Raw genomic sequence first — 18,430 nt, 5'->3', positions numbered from 1 at the left:
GAAACCTCCTGGTGGTGAGGAAGAAGGGGACGGTTCTCAGCCTTCGGTGGAGGGCGGGAGGGTTCCCGGGCGTGTGCCCACGTCGCCCTCGTCGGCGCCGGGGCTGTCGACCGGTACCGGCAACGACGGGGGCAGGGGCGGCTCGGGGCCTTCCGACGGTGCGTCCGCCGGGCCTTCCGACGGTGCGTCCGCCGGGCCTTCCGCCGGTGCGTCCGTCGGTGCATCCGTCGGGCCTTCCGCCGGTGCGTCCGTCGATGCGTCCAGTGGTGTTCGTACCGAGCTGTTCGCCGGATCGCCCACCGGGCCGTCCGCCGGTGCTTCCGCGGAAGCCTCCGCCGGAGATCCCGCGGGCGGATCCACCGGCGGATACGCCCCCTGCCCACTCGGGGCCCGCTCGTTCACGTACTGCTCGTTCACATATCGCTCGCTCACGTACCGCTCGCTCACAGCGTCACCCTCGCCTTCAGCAGCGTCCGGTAGTCGCCCTCGCCCGCCAGCAGCTCCGCGAGCGTCCCGTACTGGGCCGTGGCCTGCGCATACGTGCGACGCGTGCCGTACAGCGGGTCGAGGGGCGCGTCGGGTGTCAGCCCCACGTCCCTCGGCACGCCGTTGAACGACGTGCCGCGCAGCGTGAGTGTCTGCTGCGGCGCGCTTCCGGCGGTGTAGGTCGTACGCATGCCGACCACCCACGCGAGCGTGTCCAGCCGCGCCCCCGCCGTGTCCACCACCCGTACGGCGTCGCCGAGTTGAATGCGCGGATCGTGCAGCACCTCGACCTCGCCCAGCACGGGTACGGGGTAGCGTCCCGCGCTCAGCATGGCCTGGGCCAGAGCACTGGCGTCGATGCTGTTCTGCACCCAGTCGGAGGCGGGGGCCGTGTACTGCTGCCGGCCGTAATACCCCTGGCTGGTCGTGTTCCACCAGGCCACCTGGCGCTGTTTCGGATCGGCGCTCGCCTTCTGGGAGACGATCCGTACCGAGGGCTTGCCGTCCTTGGTGACGGTCCACAGGGGCGCGGTCCCGGTGTTGGTGAAGCGCGCGATGTACGTGGGGCCCTCGCGGCGGCAGCTGACCGTGACCGCGCCCTTGACCGCCGTACCGCCGGTCGCCAGGGAGCCGAAGCGCACCCGGTGCCCGTTGTTGTCGACCGAGTCGTCGGCGACCACCAGCGGGCCGATGTCGAACTCCTCCTCGGCGACGGCGTAGGAGACCTCCACCGTCTCGGCCGGGCCGATCCTGCGTATCACCGTGTCGTCCATGGCCGCCACGTTCTCGTTTCTGACGCCGCCCCAGTCCACGTACGGCTGTTCGCAGTGGTTGCGGCAGGCGTCGATCTCCTCGCTGACGGTGAGCGAGGCGATGTCCCTGCGGGTGGTGACGGTGAGATCGGGCTCGGCCGGCACCGTGGTGAAGCGCGACGGGCCCCTCCAGTGGAAGACGCCCTGCTCGTCGAACTCGGCGGTGGACATGCTGACGCGGGCGAGCTCGGTGATCACGTCCCACTGCGAACCCGACACCTTGGGCATGTTGTAGATCGGCAGCGCCTCGTCGTCGAGTACCGCGCCCTTGGTCCACCTGCCCTTCTGTTCCCACTCGTCGCGGGGGTATGAGGGGATGTCGGGCCAGACGCGGTCGGTCACCTGGAGGCATTCCACCGCCATGTCGGTGACCAGGTCGACGCGGAAGAGTTCGGCGCGCGGCTGGTTCGCCGCTGCCTCGACGTAGACGCCCGGGGTTCCGACGAAATGCGAACCGTCGGGGCCGGTCAGCAGGGGCGTCACGGTCGGCAGTACGCCGCTCCCGGTGGACCTGGTGTCGCACAGGAAGCCGAGGTGCCAACGGCCCCTGAGAGCCGCCAGCTTGCTGATTGTCCACTGGAAGTACCAGGCCGCGCCTCCTTGCGTCCCGGAGTAGATCTGGAACGTCCCCGCCGCGATGTCGACGACCCCGCTCAGATAGCCGTACGCCCCGCCGCTGCGGTCGAGCACGGCCTTGATCTCGATCTTGCTTCCCCTGGCCAGCGCGGTGTTGACCCAGCATTCGAGCAGGAAGACCTTGCCCGGCACGACGAACCGCGAGCGCGGCATCCAGGAGGCCGCCAGCCCGGCGGCCCTCGGCATCAGGGCCATCTCGAAGGGCGCGCCCTCGCGGATCCAGTCGTAGTCGCCGTTCCAGGGCACGGTCTCGGGCTGGCCGTAGGTGGAGTTGACGCCACCGTGCAGCGAGGCGTACAGCGTGGTGAAGGGGGCGGTGTCGTCTGTGTCGGCCTGCGGCGCGCGGGGCGGCGGGCAGCTGTGGATGCCGCCCTGGCGCAGCAGTTCGTCCACGCACCAGGGTGCGGAGGCGATCCGCCGGCCGGTCATGACGCCGTGGTAGGGGCGGGGCAGCGAGGCCGGTCCGCGCAGCCGCTCCGCGCCGTCCAGGGCCTGGACGGTGACGGTGTCGCTGCCGGAGGCGGCGGTACGGGAGCGTACGGTGCCGCGGAAGGCGGGCAGCGTACGGCCGTTGACGCCGGTGGCGTGGACGACGGACTGTCCGGGGCGTACGGCGTCGCCCGTGGCGCGGTCCGCCCAGGCGGAGTACTGGCGCGGGGCGGGCCGGCCGCCCGCTCCCGCGAGCAGTGCCTCGAACTGCGCCGAGGCGCTGCCGCTGAAGGCCCGCATGGCTTCGGGGAGGTCGGTGTTGTAGGCCCGCTCGACCTTCCAGGACTGGACCTGGTCGCCGACTTCCTTTCCGCCGAGGCGGGTCGAGTGCACGGGGGTGCGTTCGGGCGCGCCGAGCGCGGCTCCGAGCTGCTCGTCAGAGGGCTGCACCGGTCACCTCCACGAGATCGATGCTGACGTTGCGGTACGGGAGACGGGACGCGGGCGTGTCGGTGCAGCCGGTGACCGCCATGGCCGGGCAGCCCTCGCCGAGCGCCAGGGCCACGGGGTCCTCGCCGATGGTGAGGCAGGCTCCGGCGAGCCCGGTCAGTCCGGTGGCGCCGGGTCCGGCGACGGGGGTGACGAAGGCGGCGTTGGCGGGAGCCGTGCCGGTGACCGTCACGCCGTTGGCGAACGAGGTGGTCAGATAGCCGCCGTCCACGTCCTTCCAGTCCAGCTGGGCGCTGCACAGCCCGGCGTTCCAGTCGGGCGGCACCAGCCAGGACACCCGCATGCCCGGCATCACCGGCCAGCCGGGCCAGACCGGGTGCCGCCAGCCGATCCGGGTGGCCGGATCGTCACAGCTGCCGAGCACGACGTCGTCGACGAACGGGCTGATGGTGATGGCCCCCTGCACCGTGAACCAGTGGTCCAGGCCGGCCGTCTCACCGCTCTGTCCGGCGGCCTGGTACGGGTCGAGGAGGTTGACGGAGGCGGGGTCGAGTACGACGACCGAGCCGCCCGCGTACACATTGCGCCCGAGCATTCCCGGGCCGTTGACGCGCCGGGCGAGCCGTGTCAGATGGTCGGCGTCCGCCGGCTCCAGCCAGTCCCAGGAGAACTTGAGCCTGCGGGCGGTACGGGCCGGAGCGACGGTGGTGATCTGCCCCTCCAGCGACTTGAACTCGGTGACGTTCAGTTCGGGGCTGCGGTCCCAGCTCTTCGCCGCCTGGGTGATCTCGCGCAGCAGTCCTGGCTTGCCTATCCACAGATTCCTGGCCATGTGGTGCCTCACCTCCGGGCGAGCTTGCGCTGTCCGACGAGGACGGCGCGGGCGATGGTCTGGGAGTCCACATCGATCTGTACGGGCCGTTCGGCGAGCCGCTCGACGGCCTGGGCGAGCCGGTGCAGCGCGGCGCCGCCGCCGGGGTGGTGGCCGAGCATGCTCTCCAGCCGGGAGAGCGGGATGACGGCCTCGGACTCGCCGCCCTCCCCGATGAGCGCGAGCCGGCCGCCCGCGCGGGCCTGGACGATGCCGCCCTTGGCGAGCTGCGGCACCGGGATCTTGGGGAGGTTGAAGGCGAAGCCCTTGCCGCCGATGACGGGCACCCAGTCGGGGACGCTGAACTTGACGTGGTTGAGCCCGCCGATGAGGACGTTGAGCCCGCGGACGAGCATGCGGGTGGGGGTCAGGAAGCCGTTGACGACGCCCTTGAACAGCGGCCCGATGAACTTCGCGGCGGACGAGGAAGAGTTCCTGATCGCGCTCCAGGCGGCCGTGAGCCCCTTCTTCACCAGGGCCGCGACCTTGTCCATGTTGACGAACTGGGCGATGAGCGGCGCAAGCAGCGTCATGACGAGCCCGAACGGGTTCGACGCCATGGCGAGGTTGAGCCCCTTCTGCGCGGTGGACGCGCCCTTGAGCCCCTTGCCGAGGCTGCCCATGGACTTCCCGCCCTTGTCGGCGTTCTTGCCGGCCTTCCCGACGGACTTCTCCACGGCGTCGGACTGCTTCTTGACGTCCTGGAGGGCCTTCTTGGTCTTGTCGGCGGAGCCCTTGAGCTTGTCGAGGGATGTCTTGAACTTGTCGGAGCCGGTACGGGCCTTGCCGAGGGAGCCGTCGGCGTCCCTGGCACCCGTCTTGATCTTGCCGAGCCCACCTCCGCTGCCGGTTGCCGAGGTCTTGAGCCGGCCCAGCGAGGTGTTCAGCTTGTCCGACCCGGCACGGATCTTGTCCAACGCGGGGTTGGCGCCGGCGGTCGAGGTCTGAAGCTGACGTACGGCCGTTGATGCCTGGGACACAGCGCCCCGGAAACGCGCTATGGATCCGGCCGCGGTGGTTGAACTTCGCGCGAGTGACATGAGGACTCCGTAGGGGTCAGGCGATCTGCTGCGCGGCTCGGCTCACTTCTTTGGTGAGATCGCTGAGGGATCGCGACAGGGCGATCGAGGAACTCCGCATGGCCTTCAACCGGTCCACGTCAACGCTGCTGACCGGCGCCTGGAGTGCGGGATCCACTCGCGGCTTGCGGCCGATTCCCGTGGCTTTCCCCGGTGTGGTCTGAAGGTTTACACGGGAAAGCAGGTGCTTTCCGATCACATCCCAGTTCAGGAATTTGAAGCCCAACAGGCTTATGGCCGCCAAGCCGAGAGGCACCCACTGCTGCTTGATGATATTGGAGATGATCTCCGGGGCCCCGGTCAGAGGAGCCAGCTGCTGAATGAGCCCGGGGTTGCTCGCCGCAGGATCCGCCGGAGCAGCGGTAGCCGCTTGGGGCAGCTTCTCGATTGCCCGGTCGAACTGATCTTTCGTGAGGCAGGCCTTCTGCCTCTCCGTCAGAAGAGTCTTTACTTCCAATACCTTTTGATAGACATCTTCGTTCGTTCGTTCACTCACCATTTCTCCCGGTGTGACATAGAGGTCCAGGACGGCCGCCCCGGGCCGCACTCTCCCGCCCAGGGCAGCCATGACGATCTTCGGAGCCATTGGGCACGAACCCCTCATTGCCGCCATACATCTGCAAAACGGTCGCGAGGATCATGGGCCACGCCTGCGGCTCTGTCCTCAATGGCGGCGGAGCGTTAGAGTTCGGAGGATTTACTCGCTGATCCGGCGACCTGGGGTGGGGCATGCTAGAAACACTGCGCGATTATTCTCCCGGAATCATGATATTGGGAATTCCGGCACTGGCCTTCGCGTTACTCTTCATCTGGCGCGATGGAAATCTCAGACGCCGAGGAGTGACCGTCCGGGCCGAATGCATTAATCACGGTCGCAATTCCGACGGGAACGTGTGTCTTCAGTTGCGATTCGTCGTCGACGGCACCGCCCACGCCTGCGAGACCACGTATTACAAATTCCCCCCCGTCCCCGTCGGCGGAAGGACCGATGTCGTGTACGACCCCAAGGACCCTCGTCAGGCGATGATGAAGACGGAACTCGGCCGCGGGGTGGGCGCGTGGGTGACCGCGTCGGTCGCGGCGGTGCTTCTGCTGGCTACCGCCGCCGCGTATCTCTGACCCTTTCGACGCGTCGTCACCCGAAGAACCGCGCGATCTCCGCGGAACTGGGCGAGGCGGCGGGCCGATCATGCACGGCCCGCTCCCCGGCGGGATCCCCTGGACGGACGACCGGCTCCGGATGGTCAAGGGTGTCGCTGTCCTCGTCACGGTTGACCGTGGCGAACATCCAGTTGGCTTCCTGGAGTTGGTCGACGGCATGCGCCAGCAGGTAGTCCGTCACCGACCAGTCGGCGGCCTCGCCGTGGAGTTGGCGCGCGAGTGCGCTGTCGCGTGGGAGGTGCTGGACCAGTACCGACAGCCGGCGGGAGGACAGCCTGCCCCGGTGCCAGTCCAGCAGGTCCACGCCGTAGTGGCGGAGCAGGTCCGCCTCAAGGGCCTCGGCGTGCTCTTCGACGAGCTCGCCGAGGCTCAGTCTTCCCCCAGGCCGAGCCCGGTCTCCTTGCCGTACGCCTCCAGGATCGCCCCGATGTCCTGCATCGTGACGTCGTGCCGCTCGAACCGCGTGAACTGCTGCTCGCCGAGGAGCAGTCGGAGCAGTCCGTCGACGTCGTTGTCGTCGAGGTCGCGCAGCTTGCGCGCGGTGGTGCGGGTGAGTTCCGTAGGCAGCTCGAACGAGTCCTCGTCGAGCTCGAAGGTCCAGGCCCGGCCGAGCGCTTCGAGGCGCTGGGCGCGGGCGGCGTTGACATTGAATCCGGCCATGTCGGGCTCCTGTTCGCCGTGTTGGGGTGCGGGGGGATGCGAGTGATGGGGGCGGGATGGGAGGGGCGGTGCCCGGCGTACGCCCGTGGGGCACGCCGGGCACCTGGACTGCCTCAACTGGGAGGGGGAGGCAGGGCTTACGCGTACGCGGCGTCCTTCATCAGCCAGGTGGCCAGCGGCAGCGTCGTGTCGTCCTGCGCGTAGGCCGTGAAGGTGACACCGAGCTTCATCGCGCCCGTACGGGTCATCGAGATCTCCTCGGTCTCGGTGACCTGACCGCGCGGGACGATGAAGCGGTACGTCACATCACCGGAGCCGTTGCTGTCGGTGAACTCGAAGCCCAGCTGGCGCTCGTCCGCCTTGGGGTTGGCGGAGAGGTCGTACTTGTAGGTACCGGCCGCGGCCGGGGACGCCAGCAGCGACGTGGTGCCACCGCCCATGAAGAACGGCAGCGTGTTCTTGTTGATCTGGAGGAGCTGGAACTTCACGGTCAGCTCACGGTCGGAGTAGATGTAGCGCAGCGCGCTCACCGACTGCCAGCCGTCCACCTGGTCGATCTTGTCCTTCTTGCTGAGCTTGATGCCGTCGGTGGTGGTGTAGCCGAGCTCGGTCCAGCCGGTCCACGCCACGGTGGTGTCGATCGGGGCGGCGGGTGCGCCGGTGGCTCCCGTCGGGGCCGCGACCAGGACCTTTCCGGTGCCTGCGACGCGGATTTCCTTGCTGCTGTTGGGGCCAGTAGCCACGTGAACTCCTCATGTAGGGGTAGGGCATCGCGTTGGGAAGAAGCAGGGCTCGCGGTTTACGCGGGCCGGATGGACAGCCGTACGGTGGCGAGGTAGCGGTTGCCGGCCGGGCGGTTGTAGTCCGGCAGCCAGCGGGGCCCGTCCGCCTCGGCGACATCGGTGACGGCGGCCGTGCCGTATCGCGTCCCGGTCAGCTCCAGGACACAGGCGCGGGCGGCGAGGGCCACGGTGTGTGCCGTGGTCTTGTCCGGGCCGTAGACCTCGAGGTCCAGCAACGGCTGGTCCACATGGAGGTCATCGACCCACGCACCGCCGACGCGAGAGATCAGGACGGCCTTCTGGGTGCCGTCGAACCCGGCGGGCGGGCGGTTGTCGACCGTGACGCCGGCCATTTCGGACCGGTCTTCGAGGAAGTCGACGACGAGCCGTTCCGCGTCGGGAAAGTTCAGGACGCTCACATGGACGCTCCCTTCTGATTCTGAGGGGCGAGTGGTTCTGAGGGGCGAGTGATTCTGAGGGGCGGGATGGATGTGCCGGACCCGGTCGCGATCTCGTGCCCCTCCCGGGAGGGGGATTCCGGGCAACACAAAGCGGCAGGTCCGCCGCCCCTGGGAAGGGGCGCAGCTCTGCCGCTGCCTCAAGTGTGATCGAGGGTCGCGAATCCCGCAACCGACCTGTTGTACGGGGGAGTTGAGGCCACCCGGGCGCCCCCTGGGCTCCCCCGGACACCACAGGGAGAGGGTCCCACCGGTGTCCGGTGGGACCCTCTCCGCCTCACACTCTCCCCCTCACGCTCCGCGCTCTCAGCCGCTCTCGCTCCCGGCCGATCGGGCCTTGCGGTGCACCGCCCGCTCGGCCGCGAACACGTCCTCCAGCCGGTAGAGCAGGCGCCTTCCCTGCCGCCCCGCCGCCTGGAGGTGCCCGAGCTGCACCCACTTGCGGATGGTCGCGGCCGACACCTGCACCTCCGCCGCCGCGAGGTCGCCCGAGATCAGCGTCGCGCTCATGAGGCGGCCTCCTCGCGCAGTGTGTGGCGGCAGACCGGGTTCACGCACATCACCGTCGCCCGCTCCGGAAAGGCCCGCAGCGATACGGAATCGCAGGCCGGGCACCGGCCCGCGACCCGTACCAGCTGCTCGGGGTCGCCGAGCGCCCGCGCACAACGGCGGGCCATCCGGCGGGTCTCGTCCTCCACGTGCGCCGCCAGGTCCGGCTGGTCGCCGATCCGCTCCAGCAGGCCGGCGATCCGCCGGAGCCGTACGGGCACCGGAGCGGGGGCGACCCGGCGCAGGCCGAGCCGTTCCCGTACCGCTTCCTCCAGTTCCACCACCCCGTCGGTGATGTCGCGGATGGCGTCCGAGACATAGAGCCGCGCCGGGGCGACGGTTCCGGCCGTCACCCCGCCCCCTCGGCGTTCTCGCAGGTCACGTCCGGTGCTGGGAGTGAGTTCCGTCAGGAGTTCGGGAAACCGCCGCACCAGCGAGGCGATCCACAGCGCGCTGCCTCCGCTCATCACGCTGCCCTCCCCACTTCGCGACCGTTACGCCACAAACGCCCGCCACTGACGCCGTCGAACCAAGTGCGCGCTGGGTCGACGACCGCCTCGCACTCCTTCCGGATGGGGCAGTGATTGCAGGCGCGCAATACCGGTTCGGCCTCCGAAAGGATCCTGGTGAATACGGAGTGCTGCGGCAGGTGGGCGCAGGCAGCTTCCCTGCGCCAGTCCAGCTCGTCGTCGGAATGAGAGAAACCCAAGGTCAAGGCGGTTGAGGACACTGTCGTAGATGCAGGCACGTGCAACCCCTCCCCGTGTATGGGAATATTTGTTCGACAATTGCGAACGCGCGATCAGACTTACACGGTGCGAGCGCGTGCGCAAGCGACTACCGCCCGTGGGACGGGGCATCGTCCGGCTCCCCCTTTCGCCAGGCCCTTGTGCGCCGCACAGCATCCCCACAACAACGCGCGAGCGCGCACACCTATGGGTGCGCGCGCGATCGGTACGCTGTCCCCCGCGATGAGGGGAGAGCGACAACATGGGTTCAAGCTCGTGGGCAGGCGCCCGCAACGACCCGGGTTTCCGCAGCGACGGCGTCAGGAACCGTGCGGACGGACTGGAGGAGTTCGCCGGCTGGGTCGAGTCACTGATGCGCCGCCGGGGTTACGACATCGACAGCCCACGCGGCGGCGGAAAATCGAAACTCGCCGACGACGCGGGGGTGCACCGGGCGGCGGTCAGCCGGCTGCTGCAACGGCAGAGCATGCCCGACCTGGAGACAATGCGCCGTCTGGCAGGGGTACTTGAGGTGCCCCTGCGGGACATGCTGATCCGGTCCGGCAAGCTGTCCGAGGACGACCTCCCGATCGTCACGCGGCAGCAGGCCGACACAGCGGAGGACGCCCCGTGGCTGACTCCGCAGGAGGCGGCACGGAAAATGGGAGTGCCCCCGGAACTGCGGGAGATTTTCGTGAAGGTGGCGACACAGTTCCTGTCGAAGGGCACTTAGGGGATCGGCGGCCCTGTGGGGGGCGTGAGGGAGTGCGCGAATGGACAACGAGGGGGGCGGCGCCGACGTTTCTTCCCAACAGGACGGCGTGGCAAGGCTGTTGGGGGCCCTGCTGATCGAACTGGGTCACAAGGTCCAGCAGGCGGGCGTCGATGGTGTCCACATCCTCAGCGACGAGGAGGTCGAACGGGACCGGCTGCGCTGGTACCGCACGGGCTGGGACGAACACGCCCACGCGGCCGACCCGCACCGCGCCGGGGCCGTGGGGCATCCCGACACGGAGCACTTACCCGTCCCGCCGGGCAGGCTGATCCGCTTCCCGGACCCACCGCCCGACGGCACTCCCCCGGCCCCGCGCACCCCGCCCCGGCCCCCGTCGTCCACCACGCCCGCGCCTTCCCGCTCAGCTTCCCCCTCCCCCTCCCCGTCACCCTCCCCGCCGCCCTCGCCCTCGGCACCGTCCGCCACCTCGTCCCAACCACTGCCGATCGTGGGCGCGGGCGAGGCGAACGTACGCGACCTGATGCCCCACCGCCCCCGGCACCGGACCCGCCCGGCGAGGGAGCGCGGCGACGAGAGATGAGGCCCGACGGCTCGCGGAGCCGTCCCCTCCCCGGGCCCGGCGAAGACCGGCCGGACAGGGCCGAGCACGTGGGCGAGGTGCTCGCCGATCACGTCAGAGCAGGCGCTTGATCTCGCCCCGCACCCGGTAGAAGCCGGACGTCGTGGGGTGCAGGGACTCGACCACGTAGCGGGTGCCCACCTCGCGTATTCCTCGGGGGAACTGGACGTTCCACGACGGCTCGTAGCCGTCCGAGACGACATGGACGCGCATCCGGCCGCCTTCCTGGACACACTCCACGACCACCCCGCCGGCCGGTGCCGAGGAGACCGCCTCCACGGTCCGGACCGTCGTCGCCGGGGTGTAGGTGGGCATCGCCGCCGCCAGCTTGACGTCCATCGCCACGGGGACCGTGCCCTGCTGGGCGGCCGTGACGGCGGTGGTGCTCGCGTCGACGCAGACGAGGGAGCCGTCCGTGGTGACCATGTACAGCTTGTCGTCGCGGTACTGCATGGACAGCGCCGAGCCGCCGCCCGTACCGAGCTTCCACAGGCGTGTGCCGTCCGCGTCGAAGCAGTACACCGACGAGGCGCTGTCGCCCGCGAAGACATAGCGGCCGCCCGGCGCCGTCGCGCAGGAGTAGACCGCGGTGTCGCAGCGGTACGTCGACTCGACCGCGCCGGTGGTCTTCGACAGGCGCTGTACGACGTGCTTGTGCGTTCCCGCGTACACCGACGCGTCCTCCTGCCAGCCGAACAGCACCCCGCCGTCCGTCGGGGTGTGCCACAGCTCCCGCGCCCCGCCCCGTTCGTACGCCGTCACCCCCCGGCCGTGCCCGTGGTAGACGGCCCGGTCGTCCGCTCGCACCATCCAGCCGTGTTCACCCGCGGACCTGCGGGCCCACTGGTGCTCGTCCTCGTGGTCGATGACCGTCAGACCGCCGTCGCGGTCCGACACGTTCAGCACGCCCTCGCGGATGTCCAGCCAGAAGATGTCGACCTCCGCCGCGATGTCGTACGCCGCGAACGGCAGCTTCGACGACAGGTCGTACACCTTGCCGTCGTCACACCCCGCGTAGATCCAGAAGTCGTCGGCGACCAGGCACTTGACGCCGTCGGGCAGGGAGTAGCGGGCGAGTACATCACCGCCGTGGCTGAGTGTGTAGACATCGCCCGCCTGGTTGCCCACCCAGCAGCGGTCCTCGTCTATGTGGATGCCGAACGCCGCGGATCCGGTGCGGAACCGCCACAGCACCGGCGCCACGGCGCGGGCCGTGGACGGCGTGGACGTGGCCTGACGGCGGGTCACCGCCCGTGCCTGGCGCTGCCCCTGGATGGCCGGGGCATACCCCTTGCGGATCTTCTCGCCGATCTTCTTCGACGCCGCCGCCTGCGCCTTCGCCTCGGTCGGGAAGGTCGAGGTCTGCGCCTGCCCGGCCGCGCCGATCCGTCCGTAGCGCACCGAGACGACCGTCCCCTCCACGGTCACCTCGTAGAACTTGTGCGCTCCGGCGCCGTCCTGAGACAACTCCAGATACGTCTTGGCGCACTGCATGGCAGACCCCTCCCCGGGATGGGCGCGGCATCCCTGTGCACCGCGCCCAACTGACGACCACGCTAGAAGACGGCACTGACAATCGGGCCGTTCGCGCCTCGTACCGAAGGGAAGGCCAGGTCAGGCCCGGTCAGCTCGGATCAGGCAGACCGTACGCGTCCGCGATCAGCCCGTAGCTGCGCAACCGGGCCCCGGCGCCATGGGCGTTGGCCGTGATCATCAACTCGTCGGCCCCCGTGCGCTTCTGGAGGCGGTCGAGACCGTCCCGTACCGCGTCCGGCGTGCCATGGACGATGTTGGTGAGCCAGGAGTCCACGAACTCCCGCTCCGCCGGGCTGTACGGATACGCCTCGGCCTCCTCCGGCGTCGGGACGAGACCCGGGCGGCCGGTGCGCAGGCGGAGCATCGAGAGGGCCCCGGTCAGCACCTGGCGGCGCGCCTCGCGTTCGTCCTCGCAGGCCAGCGCCGCGACCCCGATCAGGGCGTAGGGAGCGTCCAGCACCGCGGAGGGGCGGAAGGACTGACGGTAGAGATCGAGCGCCGGGACGGTGTTCTGCGCCGAGAAGTGGTGCGCGAAGGCGAAGGGCAGACCGAGCACGCCGGCCAGCCGCGCGCTGAAGCCCGAGGACCCCAGCAGCCAGACCGGCGGGCGCCCGGCGGGCCCCTGGACCGGTCCGGGGACCGCGTGGATACGGGAGTACGGGTGGCCGTCCGGGAAGTCGTCGTCCAGGAAGCGGACCAGCTCGGCGAGCTGCTCCGGGAAGTCGTCGGCGCCCTCGTTCAGCCGGTCGGAACGGCGCAGCGCCGCCGCCGTCGCCCCGTCGGTACCGGGCGCGCGGCCCAGCCCCAGGTCGACCCGGCCCGGGGCGAGCGCCTCCAGGGTGCCGAACTGTTCGGCGATCACCAGCGGCGCGTGGTTGGGCAGCATCACACCGCCCGAGCCGAGCCGGATGCGCTCGGTGTGGGCGGCCAGGTGGGCGAGGATCACGGCCGGGGAGGACGAAGCGACGCCGGGCATGGAGTGGTGCTCGGCGACCCAGTGCCGGTGGTAGCCCCTGCGCTCGGCGAGCCGCGCGATCTCGACGCTGGTCCGCAGGGACGTGGTGGCGGTGGAGCCGCTGCCCACCGTCACCAGGTCCAGTACGGACAGGGGTACGGGCGCGGTTCCGTACGCCGTGCCCCGGATCCCGTCACCCGCACCGGCGCGCGTATCCGGGTCCACATCCGTACCAGCGTCCCGGACCGCGTCCGTCGTTCCTCGGCTCTCGTCGTCCACCGGTTGACCCTCCTGCGCGTGAAGTACGTTCGACCACGCGACAACAGGAGGGCCTCTCCGGTTATTCCCGGCAGCCCCGGGCGGGCTTCTCCCGGGCCGGCTTCTCCCGGGCCGGCTTCTCCCGGGCCGGCTTCTCCCGGGCCGGCTTCTCCCGGGCCGGCTTCTCCCGGGCCGGCTTTCCCCGGGTGGGCTTCTCCCGGGGAAAGCCGGCCCGGAACGCGCCCGTTGTTCCCGGTCCGACGTTCCCGACCGGCGACGTCACTCCCGGCCGGCGAACAACGTGCCCAGTTTCGGCGCCCACGCCCGGCGCTCCGCCAGCCGCAGGCCTTCCCACACCGTCACCTGGTTCGCCGTGAGCACCGGTTTCCCGAGCGCCTCCTCCAGTTCGGGCAGGTACGCCGCCGTGTGCAGGGCCGTGTCCGGCATCAGCACGACCTCCGCGTCCGGATGGTCACCCGCGCGGGCCAGCGCCAGTACCTGGTCCCATTCCCAGGTCCCGACCTCGGCCGCCGTGATGATCCCGCTCGCCCGGTCCGCGACCACCTGGAACCCGGCCGCCTTGAGGAAGGCCGTGAAGTGCGCGGTGACATCCTCCGGATAGGTGGCGGCGACGGCGACCCGCTCGGCCCCCAGCGCCCTGATGGCATGGGCGAAGGCGAACGACGTACTCGACGCGGGCAGCCCGGCCGCACCCGCCAGGGCGCGCGTCTGCTCGTGCGCGCCCTCCCAGCCGTACACGAAGCTGCCGCTGGTGCAGGCCCAGACCACGGACTCGGCACCGGCCAGCCGCAGCTCCTCCACCCCCTCGGCCAGCCGCTCGTCCGCGCCCATTTTGAGCAGCGCGTCCACGCGGTGGGCGTCCTCGCCGATATCGGTGTGGACGACGGGCAGCCTGATGTCGCTGCCGAAGAGCATCTCGATGCGCGGGTAGTCATCCTCGGCGGAATGCCCGGGATAGAGGAAACCGACGGTCGTCATGTCCATCCTTCCGTGTCTTCCGGCAACGGTTCCGTCGGCAGGAGCTGCCCCGGCGGGACGTGTCCCGCCGCGGGCCCGACCGGAGCCACTGGCGGCAGTGCCTGCACCGACGGAACCGGCTCGTCCGGCGGACTCAGCTGCCCCGGCAGCACCGACGGCAGTACCGGCGGCACCTCCCGCCCGGTGGGCTGGTCGAGCAGCAGCGCCTGGTACGGGCCGACGGCATGCGCGCCGATCCTGCGCAGTGCCGCCCACATCGTCACCTGGTTGGCGGACAGCACCGGCATTCTCAGCTCGGCCTCCAGCTGCGGAATCGCGTCGTACGTCGGCAGATTCGTACAGCTGATGAAGAGCGCGTCGGCCGCCCCGACGACGGCCTGCCGCGCCATGTCCACGACCGACCGGTACGGCACCTTCCAGATGTGCCGGGTCAGCCCCAGAAAAGCGCGACCCGTGACCGTTACCCCGACTTCCCCCAGATACTCCTCCAGTGACTGGGTGACCGACTCCGTATAGGGCGTGACCAGCGCGATTCGACTGGCTCCCAGCTCCTGCAACGCTTCGACCAAGGCACCCGACGTGGTCAGCGAGGGCACCTCGCCGGCCCGGGTCATCGCCTCGACCATCGCCCGTTCCCCGGCCGCGCCGCCGACGAAACTGCCCGATGTGCAGGCATACGCGATGACCTCGGGCTCGGAGGCGCCGAGCGCCCGCACCGCCTCACCCAGAGTCTCGTGCTCGCTGACCAGCCGGGCGAGGTCAAGAGAGACCTCGACCGGCACATAAGGCGTTCTGGTCACACGCAGCGAGATTTCGTCGGGCACCCATCGCCATAGCTCGCGATCGAGTGCGAAATCGAACGGAGCGACCACGCCGACACCACGCTGCGGCTGTGGTCCACCCAGAAAGGAGACTTGCATGTCTGGCCCCCTTATAAAGCTCTTGTTGACGACGGTAGGAGCCAGATGCGAGCGTGGTCAATCCGCCCTGGTCGACGTTGCAAGGAATTTTCCCGGGGGAAATCCCCCGACACTTCCGGACCGGCAGATTTCGCGCCGCGGACGGGCTGAATAGCATCGGCAGTCCGGCAGATCCACTCCGGCAGATCCGGTAGATCCACTCCGGCAGAAGGGCCTCTCCTCATGCCTGCACCCATCCTTCTCGTCCTGGAGGCAGACCCTCCGCCACGGCTCGGCCGGCTCACGGGCCGCGCCGACATCCGGTACGCCGACGAGCAGAGCCTCGCGGCCCAACTCCCCCTAGCGGACGCCTTGCTGGTCTGGGACTTCACCTCGGACGCGGTACGGAACGCCTGGCCCGGCGACGGGCCGCGGCCCCGCTGGGTGCACACCGCCAGCGCGGGTGTGGACCGGCTGCTCTGCCCCGAGCTGGTCGAATCCGAAACGATCGTCACCAACGCCCGCGGCATCTTCGAGGAACCGATCGCCGAATATGTCGCGGGGCTGATTCTCGCCATGGCGAAAGACCTTCCCGGGACTCTGGAACTCCAGCGTCAGCGCCGCTGGCGACATCGCGAAGGGCTGAGTGTCGCGGGCAGCCGGGCGGTCGTGGTGGGCGCCGGCCCGATCGGCCGGGCCGTGGCCGCCACACTGCGGGCGCTGGGCCTGACGGTGGCCGTCACCGGCCGTACGGCACGCCCCGGGGTGCACGGCCCCGACCAGCTCGACCGGCTGCTGACCCGGGCCGACTGGGTGATCTGCGCGGCGCCGCTGACCGACGCCACCCGCGACATGTTCGACGCACGGCTCTTCGGCCTGATGCAGCCTTCCGCGCGCTTCATCAATGTGGGCCGGGGCCAACTCGTCGTGGAGAACGACCTGATGGACGCCGTGTCGAAGCGGTGGATCGCGGGCGCGGTGCTCGATGTGTTCGACCAGGAGCCGCTGGATCCGGAGAGCCGGCTGTGGGACATCCCCGGCCTGATCGTGTCTCCGCACATGAGCGGCGACACGGTCGGCTGGCGCGACCGGCTGGGCTCGCAATTCGTCGACCTGTACGAACTCTGGTCGGACGGAAAGCCGCTGCCCAACGTGGTGGACAAGAAACGTGGGTACGTCCCCATGAACGACTGATCGCATGCCCGATCACAGGACCGATCGCATGGCTCATCTCAATGGCTCATCGCATGACTGTCGCATGACGGATAGCGAGATCATCACATGGCAGATCACACGTTCCTGACGGACCTGACCGCACGGCAACTGCTGTCCGGTTACGAAAAGGGCGATTTCTCGCCCCTCGACGCGACCCGCGCCGTGCTGGACCGGATCGAGACGGTCCAGCCGCTGGTCAACGCCTTCGTACGGGTGGACGCCGAAGAGGCGCTCGCCCAGGCGGAGGCGTCGACCGCGCGGTGGCACCGGAAAGAACCCCGGGGGCTGCTCGACGGCGTCCCGGTCTCGGTGAAGGACATCTTCCTCCAGCGCGGCGGCCCCACCCTGCGCGGTTCCCGGGCCGTGTCCGCCGAGGGCGCCTGGGACGAGGACGCGCCGGCCGTGGCGCGGATGCGCGAGCACGGCGCGGTGTTCGTCGGCAAGACGACCACGCCGGAGTTCGGCTGGAAGGGCGTGACGGACTCCCCGCTGAACGGGGTGACCCGTAACCCGTACGACTTCTCCCGGACATCGGGCGGGTCCAGCGGCGGCAGTGCGGCGGCGGTGGCACTCGGCGCTGCCCCGCTGTCGATCGGCACGGACGGCGGCGGCTCGGTCCGTATCCCGGCCTCCTTCTGCGGGATCTTCGGGATCAAACCGACGTACGGCCGGGTCCCGCTGTACCCGTCGAGCCCCTTCGGCACGCTGGCGCACGCCGGCCCCATGACACGGGACGTGGCGGACGCCGCGCTGCTGCTGGACGTGATCAGCGGCGCCGACTGGCGGGACTGGTCGGAGCTGGCCCCGGCGCCGGGCGTCACCGAAGCGCTGGCGGGGGGCGAGGACGGGGTCCGGGGGCTGCGGATCGCGTACTCCCCCTCCTTCGGCGGCCAGGTCGCCGTGCGCCCCGAGGTGGCCTCGGCCGTGCGGAGCGCGGTGATCCGCCTCTCCGAGCTGGGGGCGTACATCGAGGAGGCCGACCCGGACGTCCCGGATCCGGTGGAGGCCTTCCACACCCTGTGGTTCAGCGGTGCGGCACGGGTGGCGCAGCCGTTCGGCCCGGAGCAGCGGGAGCTGCTCGACCCGGGGCTGCGGGAGATCATCGAGGCCGGTGAGCGCTCCAGCGCGCTGGACTATCTGGCCGCGGTGGACGCGCGGATGGCGCTGGGGCGGCGCCTGGGCCACTTCCACGCCACGTACGACCTGCTGGTTATGCCGACGCTGCCGATCACCGCGTTCGAGGCGGGGATGGAGGTGCCGAAGGGCTCGGGCCACCATCGCTGGACGGGGTGGACGCCGTTCACGTACCCGTTCAATCTGACGCAGCAGCCGGCCGCGACCGTGCCGTGCGGGGTGGACGGGAACGGGCTGCCCATCGGGCTCCAGATCGTCGGCGCCCGGCATCAGGACGCGCTGGTGATGAGCGCGGCGCACGCGCTGTACGAGTCGGGCGCGGCACGGATCCCGGCACCGGCCGGGAGCTGACCGTATGGCGGTGAGCCGTATGGCGGTGAGCCGTATGGCCGTAACGGGTCCGTCGGCCCCGGGGCGAATCCCCCGGGGCCGACGGACCCTTACTACGCCGCGCGCGACGCCCGGATACGTCTCCCTACGCCCGCCGGAAGCTGAGCGTCTCGCCGACGGCGCCCGCCCGCCACAGGTCCTGGCACGCCTCGGCCATCTCGTCGAGGCCCTCGACCACCGAGCCCCAGACGATGCCGGGGATCCAGCCCATGTCCCCGTTGATCAGCAGGTTGTTGCGCTCGTAGAAGAGGGCGAGGTCGACGACCGTACGGCGGCCGCGTACGGCCTTCTCGTCATAGCCGTAGGACGACGTGCCCAGCTCCGTGTCGGAGAAAGTGAAATAGCACAGATCTCCGGGGATCGGGGTCACGGTCGGATTTTCCAGTGGCGGCTCCTCGGCCGCGAAGGCCGGAAACAGTGCGTAGATCTCATTGCGTGCGTACTTCGCGTGATACACGTCCGAACCCAGCGGCAGCGCCTCCCACACCGCCGCGCAGGTGACCGGAGCCCGGTCATCCAGCAGTTTCGCGGTGCACCGCACTCCGCGCTTGTCCAGCGACACAGTCACAAATCGGTCGGCCATGCCCT

Annotated in this window: 21 protein-coding genes; 5 read left to right on the top strand and 16 right to left on the bottom strand. The window is 69.9% G+C overall.

The window, feature by feature from the left end; genetic code table 11:
• Nucleotides 1–36: 36 nt before the first annotated feature.
• The 5 genes from ACIOJD_RS07625 to ACIOJD_RS07605 are packed head-to-tail and all read right to left on the bottom strand — an operon-like array spanning nt 37 to nt 5,349.
• A complete protein-coding gene (locus tag ACIOJD_RS07625; RefSeq protein ID WP_401909487.1) occupies nt 37–447 on the bottom strand; it encodes a PT domain-containing protein in 411 nt (136 codons plus the stop codon).
• Nucleotides 444–2,813 carry a hypothetical protein gene (locus ACIOJD_RS07620; protein WP_401909484.1) on the bottom strand — a complete coding sequence of 790 codons (2,370 nt, stop codon included), beginning with the start codon at nt 2,811–2,813 and terminating at the stop codon, nt 444–446. The genes ACIOJD_RS07625 and ACIOJD_RS07620 overlap by 4 nt, the downstream gene beginning before the upstream one ends.
• The gene (locus ACIOJD_RS07615) at nt 2,800–3,645 is read right to left on the bottom strand and encodes a hypothetical protein (RefSeq protein ID WP_401909481.1); all 846 of its coding nucleotides are present in this window, start codon (nt 3,643–3,645) and stop codon (nt 2,800–2,802) included. Before ACIOJD_RS07615 ends, ACIOJD_RS07620 begins: the two co-directional genes overlap by 14 nt.
• Before the next feature lie 8 nt (nt 3,646–3,653).
• The gene (locus ACIOJD_RS07610; protein WP_401909479.1) at nt 3,654–4,724 is read right to left on the bottom strand and encodes a hypothetical protein; all 1,071 of its coding nucleotides are present in this window, start codon (nt 4,722–4,724) and stop codon (nt 3,654–3,656) included.
• Between the two features lie 16 nt (nt 4,725–4,740).
• Entirely contained in the window at nt 4,741–5,349 is a 609-nt protein-coding gene (locus ACIOJD_RS07605) for a hypothetical protein (protein WP_401909476.1), read from the bottom strand.
• Between the two features lie 143 nt (nt 5,350–5,492).
• Here ACIOJD_RS07605 and ACIOJD_RS07600 point away from each other — a divergent pair, with 143 nt between their 5' ends.
• A complete protein-coding gene (locus tag ACIOJD_RS07600) occupies nt 5,493–5,882 on the top strand; it encodes a DUF3592 domain-containing protein (protein ID WP_401909474.1) in 390 nt (129 codons plus the stop codon).
• Nucleotides 5,883–5,898: 16 nt separating this feature from the next.
• Here the strand turns inward: ACIOJD_RS07600 and ACIOJD_RS07595 are convergent, their stop codons facing one another.
• The 6 genes from ACIOJD_RS07595 to ACIOJD_RS07570 form a co-directional block, all read right to left on the bottom strand.
• Nucleotides 5,899–6,228 carry a hypothetical protein gene (locus ACIOJD_RS07595; protein ID WP_401909472.1) on the bottom strand — a complete coding sequence of 110 codons (330 nt, stop codon included), beginning with the start codon at nt 6,226–6,228 and terminating at the stop codon, nt 5,899–5,901.
• 65 nt (nt 6,229–6,293) lie between these two features.
• A complete protein-coding gene (locus ACIOJD_RS07590; RefSeq protein WP_401909469.1) occupies nt 6,294–6,584 on the bottom strand; it encodes a hypothetical protein in 291 nt (96 codons plus the stop codon).
• A gap of 137 nt (nt 6,585–6,721) precedes the next feature.
• On the bottom strand, nt 6,722–7,327 hold the full coding sequence (locus ACIOJD_RS07585) for a phage tail protein (RefSeq protein ID WP_401885287.1): 606 nt from the start codon (nt 7,325–7,327) through the stop codon (nt 6,722–6,724).
• Nucleotides 7,328–7,383: 56 nt separating this feature from the next.
• Nucleotides 7,384–7,719: a hypothetical protein gene (locus ACIOJD_RS07580; RefSeq protein WP_401911619.1), complete on the bottom strand. Its 336-nt coding sequence runs from the start codon at nt 7,717–7,719 to the stop codon at nt 7,384–7,386.
• 411 nt (nt 7,720–8,130) lie between these two features.
• A complete protein-coding gene (locus ACIOJD_RS07575; RefSeq protein WP_401909466.1) occupies nt 8,131–8,334 on the bottom strand; it encodes a helix-turn-helix domain-containing protein in 204 nt (67 codons plus the stop codon).
• Nucleotides 8,331–8,840: a hypothetical protein gene (locus ACIOJD_RS07570; protein ID WP_401909464.1), complete on the bottom strand. Its 510-nt coding sequence runs from the start codon at nt 8,838–8,840 to the stop codon at nt 8,331–8,333. Before ACIOJD_RS07570 ends, ACIOJD_RS07575 begins: the two co-directional genes overlap by 4 nt.
• A 634-nt stretch (nt 8,841–9,474) precedes the next feature.
• Here ACIOJD_RS07570 and ACIOJD_RS07565 point away from each other — a divergent pair.
• Together ACIOJD_RS07565 and ACIOJD_RS07560 are read left to right on the top strand one after the other, a co-directional pair.
• The gene (locus tag ACIOJD_RS07565) at nt 9,475–9,834 is read left to right on the top strand and encodes a helix-turn-helix domain-containing protein (protein ID WP_401911616.1); all 360 of its coding nucleotides are present in this window, start codon (nt 9,475–9,477) and stop codon (nt 9,832–9,834) included.
• 40 nt (nt 9,835–9,874) lie between these two features.
• Complete coding sequence (locus tag ACIOJD_RS07560) at nt 9,875–10,417, top strand: hypothetical protein (RefSeq protein WP_401909461.1); 543 nt, start codon at nt 9,875–9,877, stop codon at nt 10,415–10,417.
• 93 nt (nt 10,418–10,510) lie between these two features.
• On the opposite strand, the gene ACIOJD_RS07555 is transcribed toward ACIOJD_RS07560, so the two are convergent.
• From ACIOJD_RS07555 to ACIOJD_RS07540, 4 genes are all read right to left on the bottom strand, one after another.
• Nucleotides 10,511–11,950 carry a WGR domain-containing protein gene (locus ACIOJD_RS07555; protein ID WP_401909458.1) on the bottom strand — a complete coding sequence of 480 codons (1,440 nt, stop codon included), beginning with the start codon at nt 11,948–11,950 and terminating at the stop codon, nt 10,511–10,513.
• 130 nt (nt 11,951–12,080) lie between these two features.
• Nucleotides 12,081–13,172, bottom strand: a complete 1,092-nt coding sequence (locus ACIOJD_RS07550; protein WP_401911613.1) for an LLM class flavin-dependent oxidoreductase — start codon at nt 13,170–13,172, stop codon at nt 12,081–12,083.
• A gap of 312 nt (nt 13,173–13,484) precedes the next feature.
• Nucleotides 13,485–14,204 (bottom strand): decarboxylase, encoded by a 720-nt coding sequence (locus tag ACIOJD_RS07545; RefSeq protein WP_401885273.1) that lies wholly within the window; start codon nt 14,202–14,204, stop codon nt 13,485–13,487.
• A complete protein-coding gene (locus ACIOJD_RS07540) occupies nt 14,201–15,124 on the bottom strand; it encodes a decarboxylase (protein ID WP_401909456.1) in 924 nt (307 codons plus the stop codon). The genes ACIOJD_RS07545 and ACIOJD_RS07540 overlap by 4 nt, the downstream gene beginning before the upstream one ends.
• Nucleotides 15,125–15,346: 222 nt before the next feature.
• Between ACIOJD_RS07540 and ACIOJD_RS07535 the strand changes: the two genes are divergently transcribed.
• Both ACIOJD_RS07535 and ACIOJD_RS07530 read left to right on the top strand, forming a co-directional pair.
• Nucleotides 15,347–16,297: a D-2-hydroxyacid dehydrogenase gene (locus tag ACIOJD_RS07535; RefSeq protein ID WP_401909454.1), complete on the top strand. Its 951-nt coding sequence runs from the start codon at nt 15,347–15,349 to the stop codon at nt 16,295–16,297.
• Nucleotides 16,298–16,384: 87 nt separating this feature from the next.
• Nucleotides 16,385–17,803, top strand: coding sequence for an amidase (locus ACIOJD_RS07530; RefSeq protein ID WP_401909451.1), 1,419 nt, complete (start codon nt 16,385–16,387; stop codon nt 17,801–17,803).
• A gap of 124 nt (nt 17,804–17,927) precedes the next feature.
• Here the strand turns inward: ACIOJD_RS07530 and ACIOJD_RS07525 are convergent, their stop codons facing one another.
• The gene (locus ACIOJD_RS07525; protein WP_401885265.1) at nt 17,928–18,425 is read right to left on the bottom strand and encodes a DUF3830 family protein; all 498 of its coding nucleotides are present in this window, start codon (nt 18,423–18,425) and stop codon (nt 17,928–17,930) included.
• Nucleotides 18,426–18,430 lie beyond the last annotated feature (5 nt).

The organism is Streptomyces sp. NPDC088116, assembly GCF_044741745.1.
In the GTDB taxonomy this organism is placed as follows: Bacteria; Actinomycetota; Actinomycetes; order Streptomycetales; family Streptomycetaceae; genus Streptomyces.
Note: the sequence above shows the minus strand (reverse complement) of the source record. Positions and strands in the feature narration are given on the sequence as shown.